Annotated in this window: 16 protein-coding genes; 6 read left to right on the top strand and 10 right to left on the bottom strand. The window is 71.5% G+C overall.

Annotated elements, in window-relative coordinates:
* Positions 1-23 precede the first annotated feature (23 nt).
* The 4 genes from JOC24_RS09000 to JOC24_RS08985 all read right to left on the bottom strand — a co-directional run bounded on the left by JOC24_RS09000 (position 24) and on the right by JOC24_RS08985 (position 4,814).
* A complete protein-coding gene (locus JOC24_RS09000) occupies positions 24-1,691 on the bottom strand; it encodes an alkaline phosphatase D family protein (RefSeq protein WP_205019601.1) in 1,668 nt (555 codons plus the stop codon).
* Positions 1,692-1,840: 149 nt separating this feature from the next.
* Positions 1,841-2,656, bottom strand: a complete 816-nt coding sequence (locus JOC24_RS08995; protein WP_205019600.1) for a thioredoxin domain-containing protein — start codon at positions 2,654-2,656, stop codon at positions 1,841-1,843.
* Between the two features lie 55 nt (positions 2,657-2,711).
* Positions 2,712-3,428, bottom strand: coding sequence for a hypothetical protein (locus JOC24_RS08990; protein ID WP_205019599.1), 717 nt, complete (start codon positions 3,426-3,428; stop codon positions 2,712-2,714).
* A gap of 60 nt (positions 3,429-3,488) precedes the next feature.
* Entirely contained in the window at positions 3,489-4,814 is a 1,326-nt protein-coding gene (locus JOC24_RS08985) for a DUF2252 domain-containing protein (protein ID WP_205019598.1), read from the bottom strand.
* Between the two features lie 221 nt (positions 4,815-5,035).
* Here JOC24_RS08985 and dnaE point away from each other — a divergent pair, with 221 nt between their 5' ends.
* A complete protein-coding gene (gene dnaE, locus JOC24_RS08980; protein ID WP_205019597.1) occupies positions 5,036-8,572 on the top strand; it encodes a DNA polymerase III subunit alpha in 3,537 nt (1,178 codons plus the stop codon).
* An 81-nt stretch (positions 8,573-8,653) separates the two neighbouring features.
* On the opposite strand, the gene JOC24_RS08975 is transcribed toward dnaE, so the two are convergent.
* Positions 8,654-8,833, bottom strand: coding sequence for a hypothetical protein (locus tag JOC24_RS08975; RefSeq protein WP_205019596.1), 180 nt, complete (start codon positions 8,831-8,833; stop codon positions 8,654-8,656).
* A 268-nt stretch (positions 8,834-9,101) separates the two neighbouring features.
* Between JOC24_RS08975 and JOC24_RS08970 the strand changes: the two genes are divergently transcribed.
* The 5 genes from JOC24_RS08970 (at position 9,102) to JOC24_RS08950 (ending at position 13,421) form a co-directional block, all read left to right on the top strand.
* Entirely contained in the window at positions 9,102-10,361 is a 1,260-nt protein-coding gene (locus JOC24_RS08970; protein ID WP_205020009.1) for an NYN domain-containing protein, read from the top strand.
* Between the two features lie 112 nt (positions 10,362-10,473).
* Positions 10,474-11,457, top strand: coding sequence for an ABC transporter ATP-binding protein (locus tag JOC24_RS08965; RefSeq protein ID WP_205020008.1), 984 nt, complete (start codon positions 10,474-10,476; stop codon positions 11,455-11,457).
* 55 nt (positions 11,458-11,512) lie between these two features.
* Entirely contained in the window at positions 11,513-12,361 is an 849-nt protein-coding gene (locus tag JOC24_RS08960) for an ABC transporter permease (RefSeq protein WP_374104485.1), read from the top strand.
* 34 nt (positions 12,362-12,395) lie between these two features.
* Positions 12,396-13,124: an ABC transporter permease gene (locus JOC24_RS08955; protein WP_205019595.1), complete on the top strand. Its 729-nt coding sequence runs from the start codon at positions 12,396-12,398 to the stop codon at positions 13,122-13,124.
* Between the two features lie 123 nt (positions 13,125-13,247).
* The gene (locus JOC24_RS08950) at positions 13,248-13,421 is read left to right on the top strand and encodes a hypothetical protein (protein WP_205019594.1); all 174 of its coding nucleotides are present in this window, start codon (positions 13,248-13,250) and stop codon (positions 13,419-13,421) included.
* Positions 13,422-13,460: 39 nt separating this feature from the next.
* Here JOC24_RS08950 and JOC24_RS08945 read toward each other — a convergent pair whose 3' ends face one another.
* The 5 genes from JOC24_RS08945 to JOC24_RS08925 all read right to left on the bottom strand — a co-directional run bounded on the left by JOC24_RS08945 (position 13,461) and on the right by JOC24_RS08925 (position 18,069).
* Positions 13,461-13,835, bottom strand: a complete 375-nt coding sequence (locus JOC24_RS08945; RefSeq protein ID WP_205019593.1) for a TraR/DksA family transcriptional regulator — start codon at positions 13,833-13,835, stop codon at positions 13,461-13,463.
* 72 nt (positions 13,836-13,907) lie between these two features.
* Positions 13,908-14,408 (bottom strand): Cys-tRNA(Pro) deacylase, encoded by a 501-nt coding sequence (gene ybaK / locus JOC24_RS08940; protein ID WP_205019592.1) that lies wholly within the window; start codon positions 14,406-14,408, stop codon positions 13,908-13,910.
* Between the two features lie 16 nt (positions 14,409-14,424).
* On the bottom strand, positions 14,425-15,201 hold the full coding sequence (locus JOC24_RS08935; RefSeq protein WP_205019591.1) for an LON peptidase substrate-binding domain-containing protein: 777 nt from the start codon (positions 15,199-15,201) through the stop codon (positions 14,425-14,427).
* Positions 15,202-15,212: 11 nt separating this feature from the next.
* Positions 15,213-16,247, bottom strand: a complete 1,035-nt coding sequence (locus JOC24_RS08930) for a hypothetical protein (protein ID WP_205019590.1) — start codon at positions 16,245-16,247, stop codon at positions 15,213-15,215.
* Between the two features lie 220 nt (positions 16,248-16,467).
* Positions 16,468-18,069: an oxidoreductase gene (locus JOC24_RS08925; RefSeq protein ID WP_205019589.1), complete on the bottom strand. Its 1,602-nt coding sequence runs from the start codon at positions 18,067-18,069 to the stop codon at positions 16,468-16,470.
* Positions 18,070-18,083 lie beyond the last annotated feature (14 nt).

The following is an 18,083-nucleotide window of genomic DNA, read 5'->3' as shown; positions in this document are numbered from 1 at the left end:
AGGGCGCGCGCGGCCCGTGCGGGTCAGCGCACCGGGGCGTCGGCCCTCTCGGCCCGCTGGGTTCCGCTCCGCGTGCGGTACGAGCGGACCCAGGACGCCGTCGCCTCCTTGCTCGTCCTGTCGGAGACCGCGTAGTAGTCCATCTGCGACCGCTCGGCCGTCACGTCCAGGACGCCGTAGCCGTGCGAGTCCATGTCGATCCACTTCACGTGGCGGTTGGCGGCTACGACCGCCGTCTCCGCGACCACCGAGACGGTCCGGGGAGCGACCCGCAGGATGTCGTCCAGATTGTCGGAGGTGACCGACGTCACCACGAACTCCGTGGCCGCCGACGGGGACAGCGGATAGGTCGCCGCCTTCACGGGGACGTCGTTGGCCCATGCCATGTGGATGTCCCCCGTCAGGAACACGGTGTCGGTGATCCCCCCGTCCCGCAGGTGCGAGATCAGCTCCTTGCGGTCGTCCGTGTAGCCGTCCCACTGGTCGACGTTGACCGCGAGCCCCTCCGCCGGCAGCCCCAGCAGCTCCGCGAGCGGCGCCAGCAGGCGGGCCGGCAGCGCTCCGAAGGCGACGGGCGAGATCATCACCGAGGTGCCGACCAGCTTCCAGCGGGCATCCGACGCGGTCAGTCCCGCCTTCAGCCAGTCCAGCTGTGCCCGTCCGGTGATCGAGCGCTCCGGGTCGTCGACGGCGCCGTCGCCGATCGGGGCCTGCTCGGAACGGAAGCTGCGCAGGTCGAGCAGGTGGAGCTCCGCCAGGCTGCCGAAGCTCAGACGCCGGTAGACCGTGCCCTCCGTGGAGGCGCGGACCGGCATCCACTCGAAGTACGCCTGCTTCGCCGCGGCCACCCGGGACGACCAGGAGCCCTCCGCGTCGGCGGTGTGGTTCTCGGCTCCCTGCGACCAGGCGTCGTTGGCGAACTCGTGGTCGTCCCAGATCGCGATCACCGGATGGGCGGCGTGCAGCGCCTGGAGGTCCGCGTCCGTCTTGTACGTGGCGTGCCGCAGGCGGTAGTCGGCGAGGGTCAGGATCTCGTGCAGCGGGGCGTGCGGGCGGACGACGGTGTCCCGGGCCGGGTAACTGCCCGACGCGTACTCGTAGATGTAGTCGCCCAGGTGCAGGACCGCGTCCAGATCGGCACGGGCCGCGAGATGGCGGTACGGGGAGAACCAGCCGGCTTCCCAGTTCGCGCAGGACACCACGCCGAAGCGGATGCCGGGGACGGCCGCCCCGGCGGCGGGCGCGGTGCGGGTGCGGCCGACGGGGGAGACGACGCCGTGCCCGCCCTCGGGGCCGCCGGGTGCCGCCGAGAAGCGGTACCAGTACGTCGTCGCCGGCCGCAGCCCCCGCACGTCTGCCTTGACGGTGTGGTCGGAGCCGGCCCGCGCGACCGCGGTGCCTCGGGCGGCGACCCTGGAGAAGGCCCTGTCCTCGGCGATCTCCCAGACCACCGGTGTGCCGTCGCCGAGCCCCGAGCCGGGTACGGCGTCCGGCGTGGGGGTGACGCGGGTCCACAGGAGCACGCCGTCGGGCAGGGGGTCGCCCGAGGCGACCCCGTGCAGGAAGGCGGGGCCGTCGGCTGCGCGGGCTCCGGTGGCGGTGGCGGCGAGCACGGGGCCGGCGACCGCGGTGGCGGCGGCGGCCTTGACGACCGTGCGGCGGGTGGGTGCGGAGAGCTGTCGTCTGGTCACGGACGATCACCCTACTGGCGGGTAGAGCGAACAGGCGGGCGAACAGAGGAAGTTCGCCCGCCTGTTGGCCGGATGACGCCTGGAGTTACGACCGGAGTACCCACCCGGCCGCGAGTTCTCCTGTCGTGCTGTGGGTCCGCAGGTGCGGATCAGCCCTTCAGCGCCTTGGTGACCGCAGTGTTGAAGTCGGCCACCGTCATGGGCGCGTTCTCGCTGCCCTCAGCGGTGAGTGTCTTGCCGTCCATCTTGAGGGTCGGCGTGCCCTGGACCCCGCTCTTGTCGAACGCCTTCGACATCTTGATCGCCCAGGCGTCGAAGGTGCCGTCCTCGACGTTCTTCCTGAAGGCCGTGTCGCCCTTCAGCGCGTCCACCGAGTCAGCCACCTCGATCAGGTAGCTGTCCTTGGCGAACTTGTCGTTCGTCTCCTCGGGGTGGTACTTCGCGGAGTACAGCGCGGTCTTGTACTCCAGGAAGGCTTCGGGGCTCACGTCGAGCGCCGCGCCCAGCGCGCTCAGGGCGTTCTTGGAGCCCTCGCCGCTGTCCGAGTTGTCGATGAAGGTCGCGCCGACGTACTTGATCTTGTACTTGCCGGCGTCGACGTCCTTGGCCACGGTCTCGCCGACCGTCTGCTCGAACGTGGCGCAGATCGGGCAGCGCGAGTCCTCGTACAGCTCCAGGGTCTTCTTGGCGCTCGACTCGCCGATCACGACGGTGGTGCCGTCGTCGCCCGAGGTGTTCTTGGGCGCGGTGATGTTCTTCGCGTCCGCCGCCGCCTCCCAGGCGGAGGGCTTGTTCAGCTGCATCACGCCGTAGCTGACAGCGCCGGCGACCGCCAGCACGGCCACGACGGAGACGCCGACGACGATCTGCTTGCGCGCCTTGTCCTTCTTCGCCTGGCGCTCGCGCTCGACGCGCAGACGCTCACGGGCGGCGGACTTGTTGGCCTGGCTGTTGCGATTGCTCATGAGAACGCTCCGTAGAAGTGGGGGTGGCTCGAAAAAAGGGGGACTTACCGCTTACTCAGGCAGGGGTGAAGGCCGAGCGCGGCGGGCCCCTCCGTCCCACGGAGTGCACCAGGAAGCGGGCCGGGGCGAGCGGGTGCGGGCGCCCGGCGTGCCGGGCATCGGGCTGCACGCGGCGCCGCGCGCAGCCCGCCACGGCGACCGCGACGAGCAGCGGCCGGAAGGCGACGGCTGCCGCGGCACGCAGCAGCCCCGAGAGCGCCGCCTCGCCGCGCCGCAGCCAGGCGGCGGCCAGCAGGCCCACCGTCACGTGCGCGGCCAGCAGCAGCCACGGGACGGCGGGCCCGGGTGAGGCGAGCAGTGCGGCGGCGTGGTCCCCCTCGGAGGCCACCCCGGCCAGCGGCGTGCCGACCGCGGCCACACCCGAGAGCCCGTCCGCCCCGGTTCCGCCGCAGAGCACGTCGACGCCCACCGAGCGCAGCGGACCCGCTATCGGGCCGCCGGCCGCCCCGTAACAGAGGTGCTGGCCGGTGGTGAACACGGTGTCGGCGGCCAGCTCCAGCGGAACCAGCAGCCCGGCGATCGCCCCGAAACCGCGTTCACGTCCCGCCAGCGCGAACGCCACGGCGAAGACGGCCCCGGCCAGCAGCGCGACGGCGGTCATCGGCAGCGGGACCCGGGAGAGCAGCACATGGGACGCGGACGAGAGCGTGACGACGAGCGCGGTGAACAGCGCCGCGCGTACCGCTCTCATCTGCGTCCCTGATACGTCCATCGCCGGAGAGTGTGTCATGCGTACCTGTAGGCGAGCCCTAAGGATCCGCCGCAGCAGGGCCTACAGGCCCGGGATCCGGCCGTTGCGGAAGAGATCGACGAAGATCTGGTGGTCGGCACGGGTGCGCGCACCGTAGCTGTGCGCGAAGTCGACCAGCAGATCCGCGAAGCCCTCCTCGTCGGCCGCGATGGCCGCGTCGATCGCCCGCTCCGTGGAGAACGGCACCAGCGAGTGCCCGCTCTCGTCGTCCGCCGCCGAGTGCATCGTCGCCGTGGCCCGGCCGAGATCGGCGACCACCGCCGCGATCTCCTCCGGCTCGTCGATGTCGGACCAGTCCACATCGACCGCGTACGGAGACACCTCGGCGACCAGCTGGCCCGACCCGTCCAGCTCGGTCCAGCCCAGCCACGGGTCGGCGTGCGCCTGGAGCGCGCGCTGGGAGATCACCGTGCGGTGCCCCTCGTGCTGGAAGTAGTCCCGCACGGCGGCGTCGGTGATGTGCCGGGACACCGCCGGGGTCTGTGCCTGCTTGATGTAGATCACCACATCGTTCTCGAGGGCGTCGCTGTTGCCCTCCAGGAGGATGTTGTACGACGGCAGGCCGGCCGAGCCGATGCCGATGCCCCGGCGCCCCACGACGTCCTTGACCCGGTAGGAGTCGGGCCGCGTCAGGCTCGACTCCGGCAGCGTCTCCAGGTAGCCGTCGAACGCGGCGAGCACCTTGTACCGCGTCGCGGCGTCGAGGTCGATCGCGCCGCCGCCGGCGGAGAAGCGGCGCTCGAAGTCCCGGATCTCCGTCATCGAGTCCAGCAGGCCGAAACGGGTCAGCGCCCGGGCGTCACGCAGCGCGCCGAGCAGCGGGCCCTCGGCGGTGTCCAGGGTGAAGGGCGGCACCTCGTCGTTCTTGGCACCGGTCGCCAGGGCGTGGATCCGCTCGCGGTAGGCGTCCGCGAAGACCCGGACGAGCTCGGAGATCTGCTCGTCGCCCAGCGCCTTCGCGTAGCCGATCAGGGCGACGGAGGCGGCGAAGCGCTTCAGGTCCCAGGTGAAGGGGCCCACGTAGGCCTCGTCGAAGTCGTTGACGTTGAACACGAGCCGGCCGTTGGCGTCCATGTAGGTGCCGAAGTTCTCGGCGTGCAGGTCACCGTGGATCCACACCCGGCTGGTCCGCTCGTCCAGATACGGGCCGCCACGCTGCTCACGCTCCAGATCGGCGTAGAACAGGCCTGCGGAGCCCCGGTAGAACGCGAAGGCGGAGCCCGCCATCTTGCGGAACTTCACCCTGAACGCCGCGGGGTCGGCAGCCAGGAGCTCCCCGAAAGCGGTGTCGAAAACGGCGAGGATCTGCTCCCCGCGCTGCTCCTCGCGGGTTTGCGTGTCCGACATCGCTGGGTGCCTCCTGGTACATGGCGTGCATGACAAATGGGACGGGCGTCCCCGCCCTTCCAACGCGCGACCGTACCCCGGAGTGCCCGTCGCCGGTGACCTCCAGGACGTAGACTTCCACGCTGTCCCCCCAACCCGTCATCTTCCCCCCGTCGCCCGACCACCACCCCTCATCGAGGCGCTTCGCGCCGCCCTGAAGACCGCCCCGGAGGCACAGCGCCGTGAGCAAGCCGCCCTTCACGCACCTGCACGTCCACACCCAGTACTCGCTGCTGGACGGTGCCGCGCGGCTCAAGGACATGTTCGACGCGTGCAACGACATGGGCATGTCGCACATCGCGATGACCGACCACGGCAACCTCCACGGGGCGTACGACTTCTTCCACTCGGCCCAGAAGGCCGGAGTGACGCCGATCATCGGGATCGAGGCGTACGTCGCCCCCGAGTCGCGCAAGCACAAGCGCAAGATCCAGTGGGGCCAGCCGCACCAGAAGCGCGACGACGTCTCGGGTTCCGGCGGTTACACCCACAAGACGATCTGGGCGGCCGACAGCACCGGGCTGCACAACCTCTTCAAGCTCTCCTCGGACGCGTACGCCGAGGGCTGGCTGCAGAAGTGGCCGCGGATGGACAAGGAGACCATCTCCCAGTGGTCCGAGGGCCTGATCGCCTCCACCGGGTGCCCCTCGGGCGAGGTGCAGACCCGGCTGCGGCTCGGGCAGTTCGACGAGGCGGTCCAGGCGGCCTCCGACTACAAGGACATCTTCGGTGAGGGCCGGTACTTCCTGGAGCTGATGGACCACGGCATCGAGATCGAGCGCCGGGTCCGCGACGGGCTCCTGGAGATCGGCCGGAAGGTCGGCATCCCGCCGCTCGTCACGAACGACTCGCACTACACCTACGCCAACGAGGCGACCGCGCACGACGCCCTGCTCTGCATCCAGACCGGGAAGAACCTCTCCGACCCGGACCGCTTCCGCTTCGACGGCACCGGCTACTACCTCAAGACGACGGACGAGATGTACGGCGTCGACTCCTCCGACGCCTGGCAGGAGGGCTGCGCCAACACCCTCCTGGTCGCGCAGCAGATCGACACCACCGGCATGTTCGAGAAGCGCGACCTGATGCCGAAGTTCGACATCCCGGAGGGCTTCACCGAGATCACCTGGTTCCAGGAGGAGGTCCGGGTCGGCATGGGCCGCCGCTACCCCGGAGGCGTCCCCGAGGACCGGCAGAAGCAGGCCGAGTACGAGATGGACATCATCATCCAGATGGGGTTCCCGGGGTACTTCCTCGTCGTCGCCGACTTCATCATGTGGGCCAAGAACAACGGCATCGCGGTGGGCCCCGGCCGTGGCTCCGCCGCCGGCTCGATCGTCGCGTACGCCATGGGCATCACCGACCTCGACCCGATCACGCACGGGCTGATCTTCGAGCGCTTCCTCAACCCCGAGCGCGTCTCCATGCCCGACGTCGACATCGACTTCGACGAGCGCAGGCGCGTCGAGGTGATCCGGTACGTGACCGAGAAGTACGGCGCCGACAAGGTCGCCATGATCGGCACCTACGGCAAGATCAAGGCCAAGAACGCGATCAAGGACTCCGCCCGCGTCCTCGGCTACCCCTACGCGATGGGCGACCGGCTCACCAAGGCCATGCCCGCCGACGTCCTCGGCAAGGGCATCGACCTCAACGGCATCACCGACCCGAAGCACCCGCGCTACAGCGAGGCGGGCGAGATCCGGGGGATGTACGAGAACGAGCCGGACGTCCAGAAGGTCATCGACACCGCGAAGGGCGTGGAGGGCCTCGTCCGGCAGATGGGTGTCCACGCGGCCGGCGTGATCATGTCCAGCGAGCCCATCGTCGACCACGCGCCGATCTGGGTGCGGCACACCGACGGTGTAACCATCACGCAGTGGGACTACCCCCAGTGCGAGTCCCTCGGCCTGCTGAAGATGGACTTCCTCGGCCTGCGCAACCTGACGATCATGGACGACGCCATCAAGATGGTGAAGGCCAACAAGGGCGTCGACCTGGAGATGCTCTCCCTGCCGCTGGACGACCCCAAGACCTACGAGCTGCTGTGCCGGGGTGACACGCTCGGGGTGTTCCAGTTCGACGGCGGGCCCATGCGCTCACTGCTCCGCCAGATGCAGCCCGACAACTTCGAGGACATCTCCGCCGTCTCGGCCCTCTACCGGCCGGGCCCGATGGGAATGAACTCCCACACGAACTACGCCGAGCGCAAGAACGCCCGGCAGGAGATCACCCCGATCCACCCGGAGCTGGAGGAGCCCCTCAAGGAGGTCCTCGGGCTCACCTACGGCCTGATCGTGTACCAGGAGCAGGTCCAGAAGGCCGCCCAGATCGTCGCCGGGTACTCGCTCGGCGAGGCCGACATCCTGCGCCGCGTGATGGGCAAGAAGAAGGCCGACGAGCTGGCGAAGAACTTCGTCCTCTTCGAGGCCGGAGCCAAGAAGAACGGCTTCTCCGACGCGGCGATCAAGGCGCTCTGGGACGTCCTGGTCCCCTTCGCCGGATACGCGTTCAACAAGGCGCACTCCTCCGCCTACGGCCTGGTCACCTACTGGACCGCCTACCTCAAGGCGAACTACCCCGCCGAGTACATGGCGGCCCTGCTGACGTCCGTCAAGGACGACAAGGACAAGTCCGCGGTCTACCTCAACGAGTGCCGGCGCATGGGCATCAAGGTGCTCCCGCCGAACGTCAACGAGTCCGAGTCGAACTTCGCCGCCCAGGGCGACGACGTGATCCTCTTCGGACTGACGGCCGTCCGCAACGTAGGCCAGAACGTCGTCGACTCGATCATCCGGTGCCGCAAGGCGAAGGGAAAGTACTCCACGTTCCCCGACTTCCTCGACAAGGTCGAAGCGGTCGTCTGCAACAAACGCACCGTCGAATCCCTCATCAAGGCCGGCGCCTTCGACGAGATGGGACACACCCGCAAGGGACTCGTCGCCCACCACGAGCCGATGATCGACAACGTGGTGCAGGTCAAGCGCAAGGAGGCCGAGGGACAGTTCGACCTCTTCGGCGGCGGCGAGGAGGCCGGCGGCGAGCCGGGCTTCGGGCTGGACGTGGAGTTCTCCGACATCGAGTGGGAGAAGTCCTACCTGCTCGCGCAGGAGCGCGAGATGCTCGGCCTGTACGTCTCCGACCACCCGCTCTTCGGCCTGGAACACGTCCTGTCCGACAAGTCGGACGCGGCGATCTCGCAGCTCACCGGCGGCGAGCACTCCGACGGCGCGATCGTCACCGTGGGCGGCATCATCTCCGGCCTCCAGCGCAAGATGACCAAGCAGGGCAACGCCTGGGCCATCGCGACCGTGGAGGACCTCGCGGGGTCCATCGAGTGCATGTTCTTCCCCGCGACCTACCAACTGGTCTCCACCCAGCTCGTCGAGGACACCGTCGTCTTCGTCAAGGGACGCCTCGACAAGCGCGAGGACGTGCCGCGCCTCGTCGCCATGGAGATGCAGGTCCCCGACATCTCCAACGCCGGGTCCAACGCACCCGTCATCCTGACGATCCCCACGGTGAGGGTCACCCCGCCCATGGTCAGCCGGCTCGGCGAGGTCCTCAGCAGCCACCGGGGCGACACCGAGGTACGCATCAGGCTCCAGGGCCCCCGTAAGACCACCGTGCTCCGGCTCGACCGGCACCGCGTCAAGCCGGACCCCGCACTCTTCGGTGACCTGAAGGTGCTGCTCGGCCCGTCCTGCCTGGCCGGCTGACGGACCCCACCGCACCCACGAGAGGGGCGCCCCGCCGTTCGCGGGGCGCCCCTCTCGGCCTGTCTGCTCCGCGAGCGACGGTCAGTTGTGTCCGAAGCGCTTCTGGTGCTTGCGGGCGACATCGGCCGGGCTGCCCTGGGCCTGCGACTGCGGCTGGGTCTGCGACTCGTACGCCGAGGACTTGGCCTCGTCCGCGCCGCGCTCCGCGGCGGACGCGCGGTCGTGCTGGCTGCCCTGCTTGCGGTTCTTGTTCTTCGCCATCGTCATGCCTCCTGTGGGAGATCTGGGGGTCCAGAACCGCTGTCAGACTCACATATCACCGTATAGGCCGCATGTTGGATCATTACCGAGCGTAGTAGGCGCGGTATCATGCGCGGCTTCCTGATCCGCCACGCCGATGATCGAGTTCCGGACCTTAACCTCCCTGCCGTCGGGCAGACTCGAAGGAAACCCTGCGTAAGCAAACCCCGGGTCGGCGGACCTCCCCCCCATGTCCGGTCCCGCTGACCCGCTCCCGAACCGGAAGAGGGTGGAACGCGTGGACCGTTGCGTCGTCCTGGTGGACGCCGGCTACTTGCTGGGCGCAGCCGCGAGTCTGCTGGCAGGAGAGCCCGCCCGTTCCCGCATCACCGTCGACCACGCGGCCCTGATCCAGGGCCTGCGCGAGCGCGCCGAGGCCGATACGGAACAGCCGCTGCTGCGCATCTATTGGTTCGACGGCGCCCCCGACCGCGTCCCTCAGCCCGAGCACCGCAGGCTGCGGGTCATGCCGCGCGTGACCGTGCGGCTCGGGGCCCTCACCCGCAGTGACGGGCGGTGGGCGCAGAAAGGCGTCGACGCCGCCATGCACGCCGAGCTGACCGAACTGGCCAGGAACAGGGCGTGCTCCGACGTGGTGCTCGTGACCGGCGACGGCGATCTGCTGCCCGGACTCATGTCAGCGAAGGAACACGGCGTCGCCGTCCACCTCTGGGCCGTCCAGGCCGCCGACGGCGACTACAACCAGTCCGAGGACCTGGTCGCCGAGGCCGACGAGCGGCGGGTGCTCGACCGGGCCTGGATCACCAAGGCGGTACGGGCCAAGGAGACCGCAGGGGTGTGCGCGCCGTCGCCCGTCCCGCGCCCCGAGATCGCCGCGATCCTGTCCGCGCCGCTTCCCGAGGCCGCCCTCGCCGCGTCCGCCGAGCGGGCATCCGAGGCCCAGGCCGCCGCGGCCCGCGGCGGGACCGGCGCGCCGGACGCCGAGGCCGCCCCGGAGGCCCAGCCCGCCCCCGGTCACAAGGGCGTCCCCACCCCCAAGGACCTGGCGAGCCTGCGTGCCCCCGGACCGCAGGCGGCGCAGCACCCCGCGCAGGCGCCGGCCCCCAACGCGACACTGCGCTGGTCCTCCGACAAGGGCTGGCTCGAACGCGGCGGGGCCCTCGGCGAGCCCGCCGAGACCGCGTCCCTGCCGACCCTGGCCCAGCTCACCAGCGCCGAACAGCGCTGGGCCGACCGGGAGGAGGACATCACCACCGTCGGCGGTGACCCCTTCGAGGTCGGTCAGGTCTTCGCCCGGCGCTGGATGGAACGGCTGCCGGAGACCGCCCACCTGCAGAAGCTGTCCACGATGTACCCCCGCGTCCCGCACCGCATCGACGGCGAACTCCTGAGGTACGCGGCGCGCTTCGGGCTGCTCGCGCACAAGGACGACCAGATCGACGAGCACGACCGCTATGCCATCCGGGCGGGGTTCTGGCGCGAGATCGACGTACGGGCCGCCACCGAGCACGCTCCCGCCGGGGAGTGAGCAGGGCAGCGCTGCCCGGCCCCGGACGCAATACGGGGCATCCGACCCCGTAGTCTCGTACCTCGTGAGTACGGGCACAGCACAGGCTACGGGCGCGGCGCAGGCACAGTCCGTGTGCGCGGTGCGTGATCTGGTCAGGACCTACCCCGCCGTCCGCGGCCGACGCGGCCGCGCCGCCACTCCCGAGGTGCGCGCCACCGACGGGGTCTGCCTCGATGTCCGGCGCGGCGAGATCTTCGGACTGCTCGGGCCCAACGGTGCCGGGAAATCCACGCTCGTGCGGCAGCTCACCGGACTGATGCGCCCCGACTCGGGGAGCGTCGAGGTGCTGGGACACGACCTCGTGCGCCATCCCGAGCGGGCCTCGCGGCTCATCGGCTACCTCGGCCAGGAGTCCACCGCCCTCGACGAACTGACCGTGTCGCTCGCCGCGGAGACCACCGGCCGGCTCCGGGGCATGCCCGTACGGGAGGCGCGGTCCGCACGCGACGACGTACTGGAGGAGCTCGGGCTCACCGCGCTCGCCGACCGCCCGCTGAACAAGCTGTCCGGCGGGCAGCGGCGGCTCGCCTGCTTCGCCGCCACGCTGGTCGGTGAGCGCCCCGTCCTGGTGCTGGACGAGCCGACGACCGGCATGGACCCCGTCGCCCGGCGCTCCGTCTGGTCAGCCGTCGACCGCAGGCGTGCCGAGCACGGGGCGACGGTGCTGCTCGTGACCCACAACGTCATCGAGGCCGAGACGGTCCTGGACCGGGTGGCCGTCATGGAACGCGGCAGGGTCATCGCCTGCGACACCCCGGCCGGGCTCAAGGAGCGGGTGGCCGGCGAGGTGCGCGTCGAGCTGATGTGGCGCGAGCGCGCACCGCTGGACGTCCCGGAGGTCGCGGCGCTGCGCGGGTCCGCGCAGGAGTCGGGACGCAAGTGGGTGCTGCGGCTCGGACCCGACGAGGCGCGCGCCGCGGTGGCCGCGGTGACCGGCGGGGCGGCTTTCTCCTCGCTCGACGACTTCACGCTGGCCACGCCCAGCCTGGAGGACGTCTATCTGGCACTCGGCGGGGACGCCGCGAGGGCCACCGAGGGACTGGTGAAGGCGTGATCAGGACGGTGAACGTGTCGGGATGCGTGTCGGGGTCGGACGGGAGCACTGCCAGGTGAGGAGCATCGTTCCCACGGAGTCCGCGAAGGTGACCGGGCCTGAGGCGCGGACCTCCGCCGTGCGGCCCGGCCGGCCCGCCCGCACCGCTCCCGCGGCTCTCGCACCGCGGGCCGGACTGCTTCCGTCGCTGGCCGCCGTCTACCGGGCGCAGCTGTCGCGGGCGAGGGTCGCGCGAATCCCGCTGCTGTTCGTCGCGACCTTCCAGTCGGTCGGGATCATGGTGCTGATGCGCGGGGTCGTGGACGGCGGGGCCGAGGCACGTGCCGTCGTCGCCGGGTCCAGCGTGCTCGTCGTCGCGTTCGTCGCGCTCAACCTGCTCGCCCAGTACTTCGGCCGGCTCCGGGCCGGCGGCGGGCTCGACCACTACGCGACGCTGCCGGTGCCGCCCGCCGCGGTGGTGCTGGGGGCGGCCGGGGCGTACGCCTCGTTCACCGTGCCCGGCACGATCGTCACGGCGGTGGCGGGCAGCGCGCTGTTCGGGCTTCCGATGACACATCTGTGGGTGCTCGTCGCGGTCATCCCGCTCTCCGGGGCCGCGCTCTCGGGACTGGGTGCCGCGCTCGGGCTGCTGGCGCCGCGCCAGGAGCTGGCGACGCTGCTCGGGCAGCTGGGCATGTCGGCCGCGCTGCTGCTGGGCGTCCTGCCGGCCGAGCGACTGCCGGGCCCCGTCGGGTGGGCGCGGGATCTGCTCCCGTCGACGTACGGCGTCGAGGCGCTGGCCCGGTCGTTCGACACCCACCCCGACTGGGCCGTCGTCGCCCTCGATCTCGCCGTGTGCGCGGCGGTCGGTGTCCTCTCGCTGGCCGTGGCCACGTGGGCGTACCGTCGTGCGGCGGTCCGGTGAGGCGGCGCACGGGGCGGCCTGGCACGATGGCACCGTGACCGCACCGTTGACGCCGCCGCACCAGCCCCAGTCGAACGACCCGTGGCAGGCCCCGCCGTCCGGGTCGCATGCCGTGCCCGCCGAGCAGCCGGGCGTGGACGAGCGGCGTACAGAGATCAGGCAGGCAGCCGTGATCGCCGCGGTGCTGACGGTGGCGGGTGCCGTGCTCGGGCTGCTCTGGCTGTGGCTGGCACCGAGGGTACCGCTCGTCTCCGACGACACCGCCGTGTTCCTCAAGAACAGCGAGGGCGAGGAGGCCATCGGGGCCGACGGCACGTTCGTGCTGCTGGCACTCGCCTTCGGCCTCGTCTCGGCGGCCGCCGTGTTCCTCTTCCGCCGGCGTGGGGGAATCCCGCTGGTCGTCGGACTCGCCCTGGGCGGGCTGCTCGGCTCCCTCCTGGCATGGGGAATCGGCATCTGGTTCGGGCCGACCTCCGACGTGGTCGCCCGTGCCAAGGAGGTCGGCAAGGGGGTCACCTTCGACGCACCGCTGGAGCTGCACGCGGTGGGGGCGGCGATCCTCGCCTGGCCCATCGCGGCGATGATCGTCCACCTGGGGCTCACGGCCCTGTTCGGACCGCGCGACCCCGAGCCCGAGTGGGACGCCCTGTACGGGGCGCCGCCGGCCGGGCCGGCCGGCGGGACCGCGTTCGGGCCCGAGCCGGGTGCCGCCGGGGAGCGGGAGACGGGCGGCCGGCCGACGGACGGGCCGGGACAGCCGTAGCGATTTCCGGACGCCGGGCACCTGGTGCCACTCCCCTCCGCGCCCCGGGCCGTTTCACCCCGGGCCGTTTCCGCCCCGGAGTCAGGGGCAGGGGACTGGGTGAGTACCTACGAAAGGACCGCCATGAGCGCCGGAGAGAAGACCAAGGCCAAGACCGAGCAGATCGTCGGCAAGGCCGTACGCAAGGTGGCCCACGCGGTCGGCAACGACACCACCGCGGCCAAGGGCGCGGCACTGGAGGCACGGGGCAAGGGCCGGGCCACCAAGGAGAAGTCGAAGGGCGCCTTCAAGCACTGACCGTGAGCCGCCTGCGGGGGCCACCCCCGCGGGCGCGGGTCAGCGTGGTGCGCGGGCGGCGCACCTCACGCAGGTCGTCGCGGCCGGACGTACCTCCAGACGTTCCGGCGGGATCGGCTCACCGCAACTCTCGCAGCGGCCGTACCCGCCTTGTTCCAGCCGGTCCAGGGCCCTGTCCACCTCGTCCAGGTGGTCCCGCGCCCGATCCAGCAGCGAGGCGACGTGGGCCCGCTCGAAGGCGGTGCTCGCTCCCTCCGGGTCGTGCTCGTCGTCGACCGCGACCAGGGCGTTCGCCTCGACGATCGCATCGAAGTCACGGTGCAGGGCAGAGATCCGGGCGTCCGTGTCGAGGCGCTCCGCCTCCAGCCGCCGACGGACGGAGGCGTGGTCGCCGGAACCAGGAGAGTCGTTCACTCGTACGACAACGGCCCCGCCCGAACCCGCATTCCGTGCGTCCCCCGGCGAGTCGGCCCCGCGCGTCCCGCGTCAGCCCCGGGCGATCGGGGCCAGGGCCGCGTCGGTCAGGGCGGCCAGGTCCGCGGGGGAGAGCTCCACCTCGAGGCCGCGGCGGCCCGCCGAGACGCAGATCGTGATGTGGGAGTCGGCCGACGCGTCCAGTACCGTACGCAGCCGCTTGCGCTGGCCCAGGGGGGAGATGCCGCCCCTGACGTAGCCCGTGGTGCGCTCCGCCGCCGCCGGGTCCGCCATGGCGGCCCGCTTGCCGCCCACCGCGGATGCCAGCGCCTTCAGGTCCAGTGACCCGGCGACGGGGACGACGGCGACGACCAGCTCACCGTCGACATCGGCGACCAGGGTCTTGAACACCCGGTCCGACGACACCCCGAGCGCCTCCGCCGCCTCCTGACCGTAGGACGGGGCCGAGGGGTCGTGGTCGTACGAGTGGACCGTGAAGGAGGTACCGGCCCCGGTCAGGGCGACCGTGGCCGGGGTGCCGCCGGGCTGCTGCTTCCTGGACTTCTTCGCCACCGGGCAGGTCCTCGGGTCAGTTGGGGTAGGTGGGGTCGCGGGTCAGGTCGGTCGCCGGCAGCGACGGCAGGTGCCGGATGACCGCGGTCTCCTTGCGCAGCAGCGTCAGCTCCTCGCGCAGCCTGGTCGCGGTGTCCGGGGCCTGGAGCAGCCGCTGCTTCGAGGGGACGTCGAGCACGGCGGCGGCGGCCACCAGGTAGGAGACGACGGACGGGTCGTCCGGGAGGTCCGCGCCGGTCGTCAGGGATCGCTCGCTCGCTCCGGCCAGCCGCTTCTGGTAGCTGCGGAAGGCACGCAGAACACCCTCCGCGAGCGCTCCGGCCTCGTCCGTGGGCGAGTCCCCACCCTCGGCGGCACCCGGATCCTCGGGCAGTTCCTCGACCTCGGCGGTCAGGAACGGGCCGCTCGCGTCGACGGACAGCAGCCGTACCCGTGTGGTGCCGGTGGCCAGTACCTCGTAGCTGCCGTCGGCGCGCTCACGGATCTTCGCCGCGTCAGCGACGCAGCCGACCCGGTGGAAGGTCTGGATGGGGTCGGGCCCGAATCCGTCGGCCGGGGCCCGCTCCACGGGGGCCGCGGCGGCGATCGTGTCCGGCATCCCGACGGCGGTCGGGGCGGTCTCGCGGCCGTCGCGGATCGCGACCACCACGAAGCGGCGCGGTTCGTCCTCGTCGATCTCGATCAGCTCGCGCATCATGGCGCGATAACGCTCCTCGAAGACGTTCAGCGGCAGTACGAGGCCGGGGAACAGCACCGCGTTCAGCGGGAATAGGGGCAGGCGAGCGGTGGTCACAACGGCCAAGCCTAATGGCCGCGGAGCCCGCCGTGTTCCGGCCTCCCGCACAGAGGCGTGGAAGAGGCCACCCGGAGCCGTACATCCGCCCGCGCGTCGAGGAACCCCCCGAGCGCCTCCCCGGTCACGGACGCCCACGGGAACGAGGTCGCGTAGGGGCCGATAAGCCGGAACTGCTCCAGCGCCTCGGCCGCGCGGCCCCGTGCGACCAGGACGTAGGCGAGGAGGTTGCGGACCTCCGCGGGCCAGGGGTCACCGGCGGGGAACCCGGCCGAGAGCCTGATCGCGAGGTCGGCGGCTGCGTCGACCCGGTCCGCCTGCACGGAGTTGGCCCGCGCGGCGGCCCTCTCGTCCAGCAGGAGGGCGAACGCCGCCCGTACGGGGAGTGCCTGCACCAGGGAGTCCCCGGCGGCGTCCTCGGCCGCCCGCTCGGCGAAGTCGAAGCACTCGCGGTGGGAACCGTGCCACTCGGCCGAGAGGTACCGCAGCGCGGCGACATGGCTGCCGTAGTGGTGCGGGCAGCGGCGCACGGCCTGCTCCCACAGCGACTCGAAGGCCGTGTGCGTGGCATGCGTGCCACGGGCGTGGTCGAGCGCGAGCCGCCACGGCACCGGATCGCGGGGGTCGGCCTCGGCGGCCGCCGTGATCAGCGGGCCCACCTCGCGCAGCAGCTCGGCGTGGGCGGGGGACTCCCACGCGCGGCGCATCGACAGCCCGGCCTTGACGAGCAGGGCGTCCGGGTCACGCGGGGCGGCGGCCAGCCAGCCGGTGAGCCAGTCGTCGCGGCCGCGTGCGAAGGCAACCAGCCGGGCCAGGGTGCGGTCGCGGGCCTCCCAGTCGGCGGCGTCCCGGGTGGTGGCGAGGAGCTTGGCCGCGGGGTCGTAGTCGCCCAGGGCCGCCGCCACCAGTGCGGGGGAGAGCCGCTCGTCGGGGGCGTCGAGCATCACCGCGTCGTCCGCGAGCAGCCCGGCCGACAGCCCGGGGCCGTACCGGAGCGTGCGCGCGGAGCTCAGCAGTGCACGAAGGAATGCCATGGTGCAGACCATTGAAAAGCCCTGGTGGGGGCGACGCCAGAGGGCCTCTGTGAAGCTTCTGTGGCGAGTGGAAGGGTTGCCCTGGGAAAGGTCAAGAAGAAGCAAAGGAACCGCGCGTGGCTGGCGCGATTCCGACCTTCCGGTCGCCGGTGACCGTCCGTCCGGCCGGGCCTCGACCGCAAGTTCGACCGCCCTGTGACAGGGATCCGGCCGTACGGCACGCCGTCTCCCGTCAGCCTCGCCGCAGCAGTCGCGACGCGCCCGCCGCCACCGTCGTGGCCAGTATCCAACCCAGCAGCACGAGGACCGCGGCCGTCCACTGCCAGCCGCCCTCCAGCAGCCAGTACCCGTCCTGTCCGAGATCGATCACGGGCACCAGCAGATCCAGTGCGTACAGGGCCGGATTCCACTGCGGATGCTCGTTGCCCTTGATGGACTCGGGGTCGTACCGCGAGAAGGCCACCGCCCCGGCCGCCCACAGCACCGCCATCCAGACCAGGGCCCGGCCCGGCCGGTAGCCGTACGCCACGGTCCAGTCCTGCAGGTAGCCCCAGATCCTTCCCGCGGGCGGCAGCGTCTCGCGCCGGCGCCGCTGCTTGGCCAGCAGCACCTCGCGGGCGTCAGCGTCCTCACCGCAGCTGCGGAGCACCGTCGCGAGGCGCTCGTACGGCTCCGGGACGTACTCGGGGGTCGCGGCCAGCACCCACTCCAGGCGCCGGGACAGCGGGAAATGGCCGTACGGAACGAGGTTCTCGTAGACGAAGCCGCCCATCGCCAGGCCGCCCGGGCCAGGCCAGCTGGTCGACACGTCGATCAGCGTGACGACCTTCGCGCCGTTCAGCACGACCCTGCCCTCCTGCGGGCGCTCCGCGTTGAACCGGAGCTCGGGGGTGACGATCCGGCGCAGCGACAGCTCCTCACGGTCGGCGAGCACGAAGCGCGCCTTGTGCAGGTCCACCGCGTCCCCGAAGCGCCCGTCGTCGAGCCGCACCGCGCCCCGGCACTCGAAGACCTGCGCCCGCGTCCCGCGAGCCGGACCGCCGCCCCGGGCGATGCCGAACGGCGGGGTGGTGCCCTGGTTCCCCGTGTCGATGCTCACCCACGCCTCCGTCATGTACAGCGTGCGCTCCACGCTCAGCTGCGGGGCGTTCAGTGCCCGTCGTCCGTCCGTCGCGCGCAGCCGGCTGCCGCGCAGACTCAGCGAACCGCCGACCTTCGCCCCGCGCAGACTCAGCTCCCCGCGCGTCTCGATCATCTCGGCCTGCAGGTCCTGCGCGACCGACATCCCGTCGCCCACGAAGGCGCGGCCGCGCCGGTCGGGGCCGATACGGATCTGGTTGATCAGCAGGTCCGTGCCGATCTGGGCGTCGGTCAGCCGGATGCCGCGGTCGATCCGGCACCGCGGCAGATGCAGGTCCCCCTCCGTGTGCAGCCGGGCCGCGTCGAGCCGCGGCACCGAGCAGCCCACCATCCGCAGCGTCGTGAAATGGCACTCGGGCACCACCACCTCCTGCTCGAAGCGGCATCCCGTCAACTCCACGTAAGGCGAGACACGCCCGCCCGCCAGATCCAGCTTCCCCGTGATGCGGACGCCCCTCAGCTTCAGCGCCGCCACCCGGCCCGGCCGCGCCGCCGGGCCGCTGAGCAGCAGCCGCGCCACCGTCCGGGCGCCGACGCTCCGCTCCGGACCCCAGCTGTGCGGGGCGAACGGATCGTCACGCACCGGGTCGTGGGAGCGCAGGTCGTACGTCGTCCCGTTCCGGAACGACTGCCACATCCCCAGCTCCGCGGCGCTGAGCCCGTCGGGAATCTCACCGTCCTGCGATTCCGTCACTGCACCACCTCCGC

The sequence above is a fragment of the Streptomyces sp. HB132 genome (genome assembly GCF_016909575.1).
Taxonomy (GTDB): Bacteria; Actinomycetota; Actinomycetes; order Streptomycetales; family Streptomycetaceae; genus Streptomyces.
Note: the sequence above shows the minus strand (reverse complement) of the source record. Positions and strands in the feature narration are given on the sequence as shown.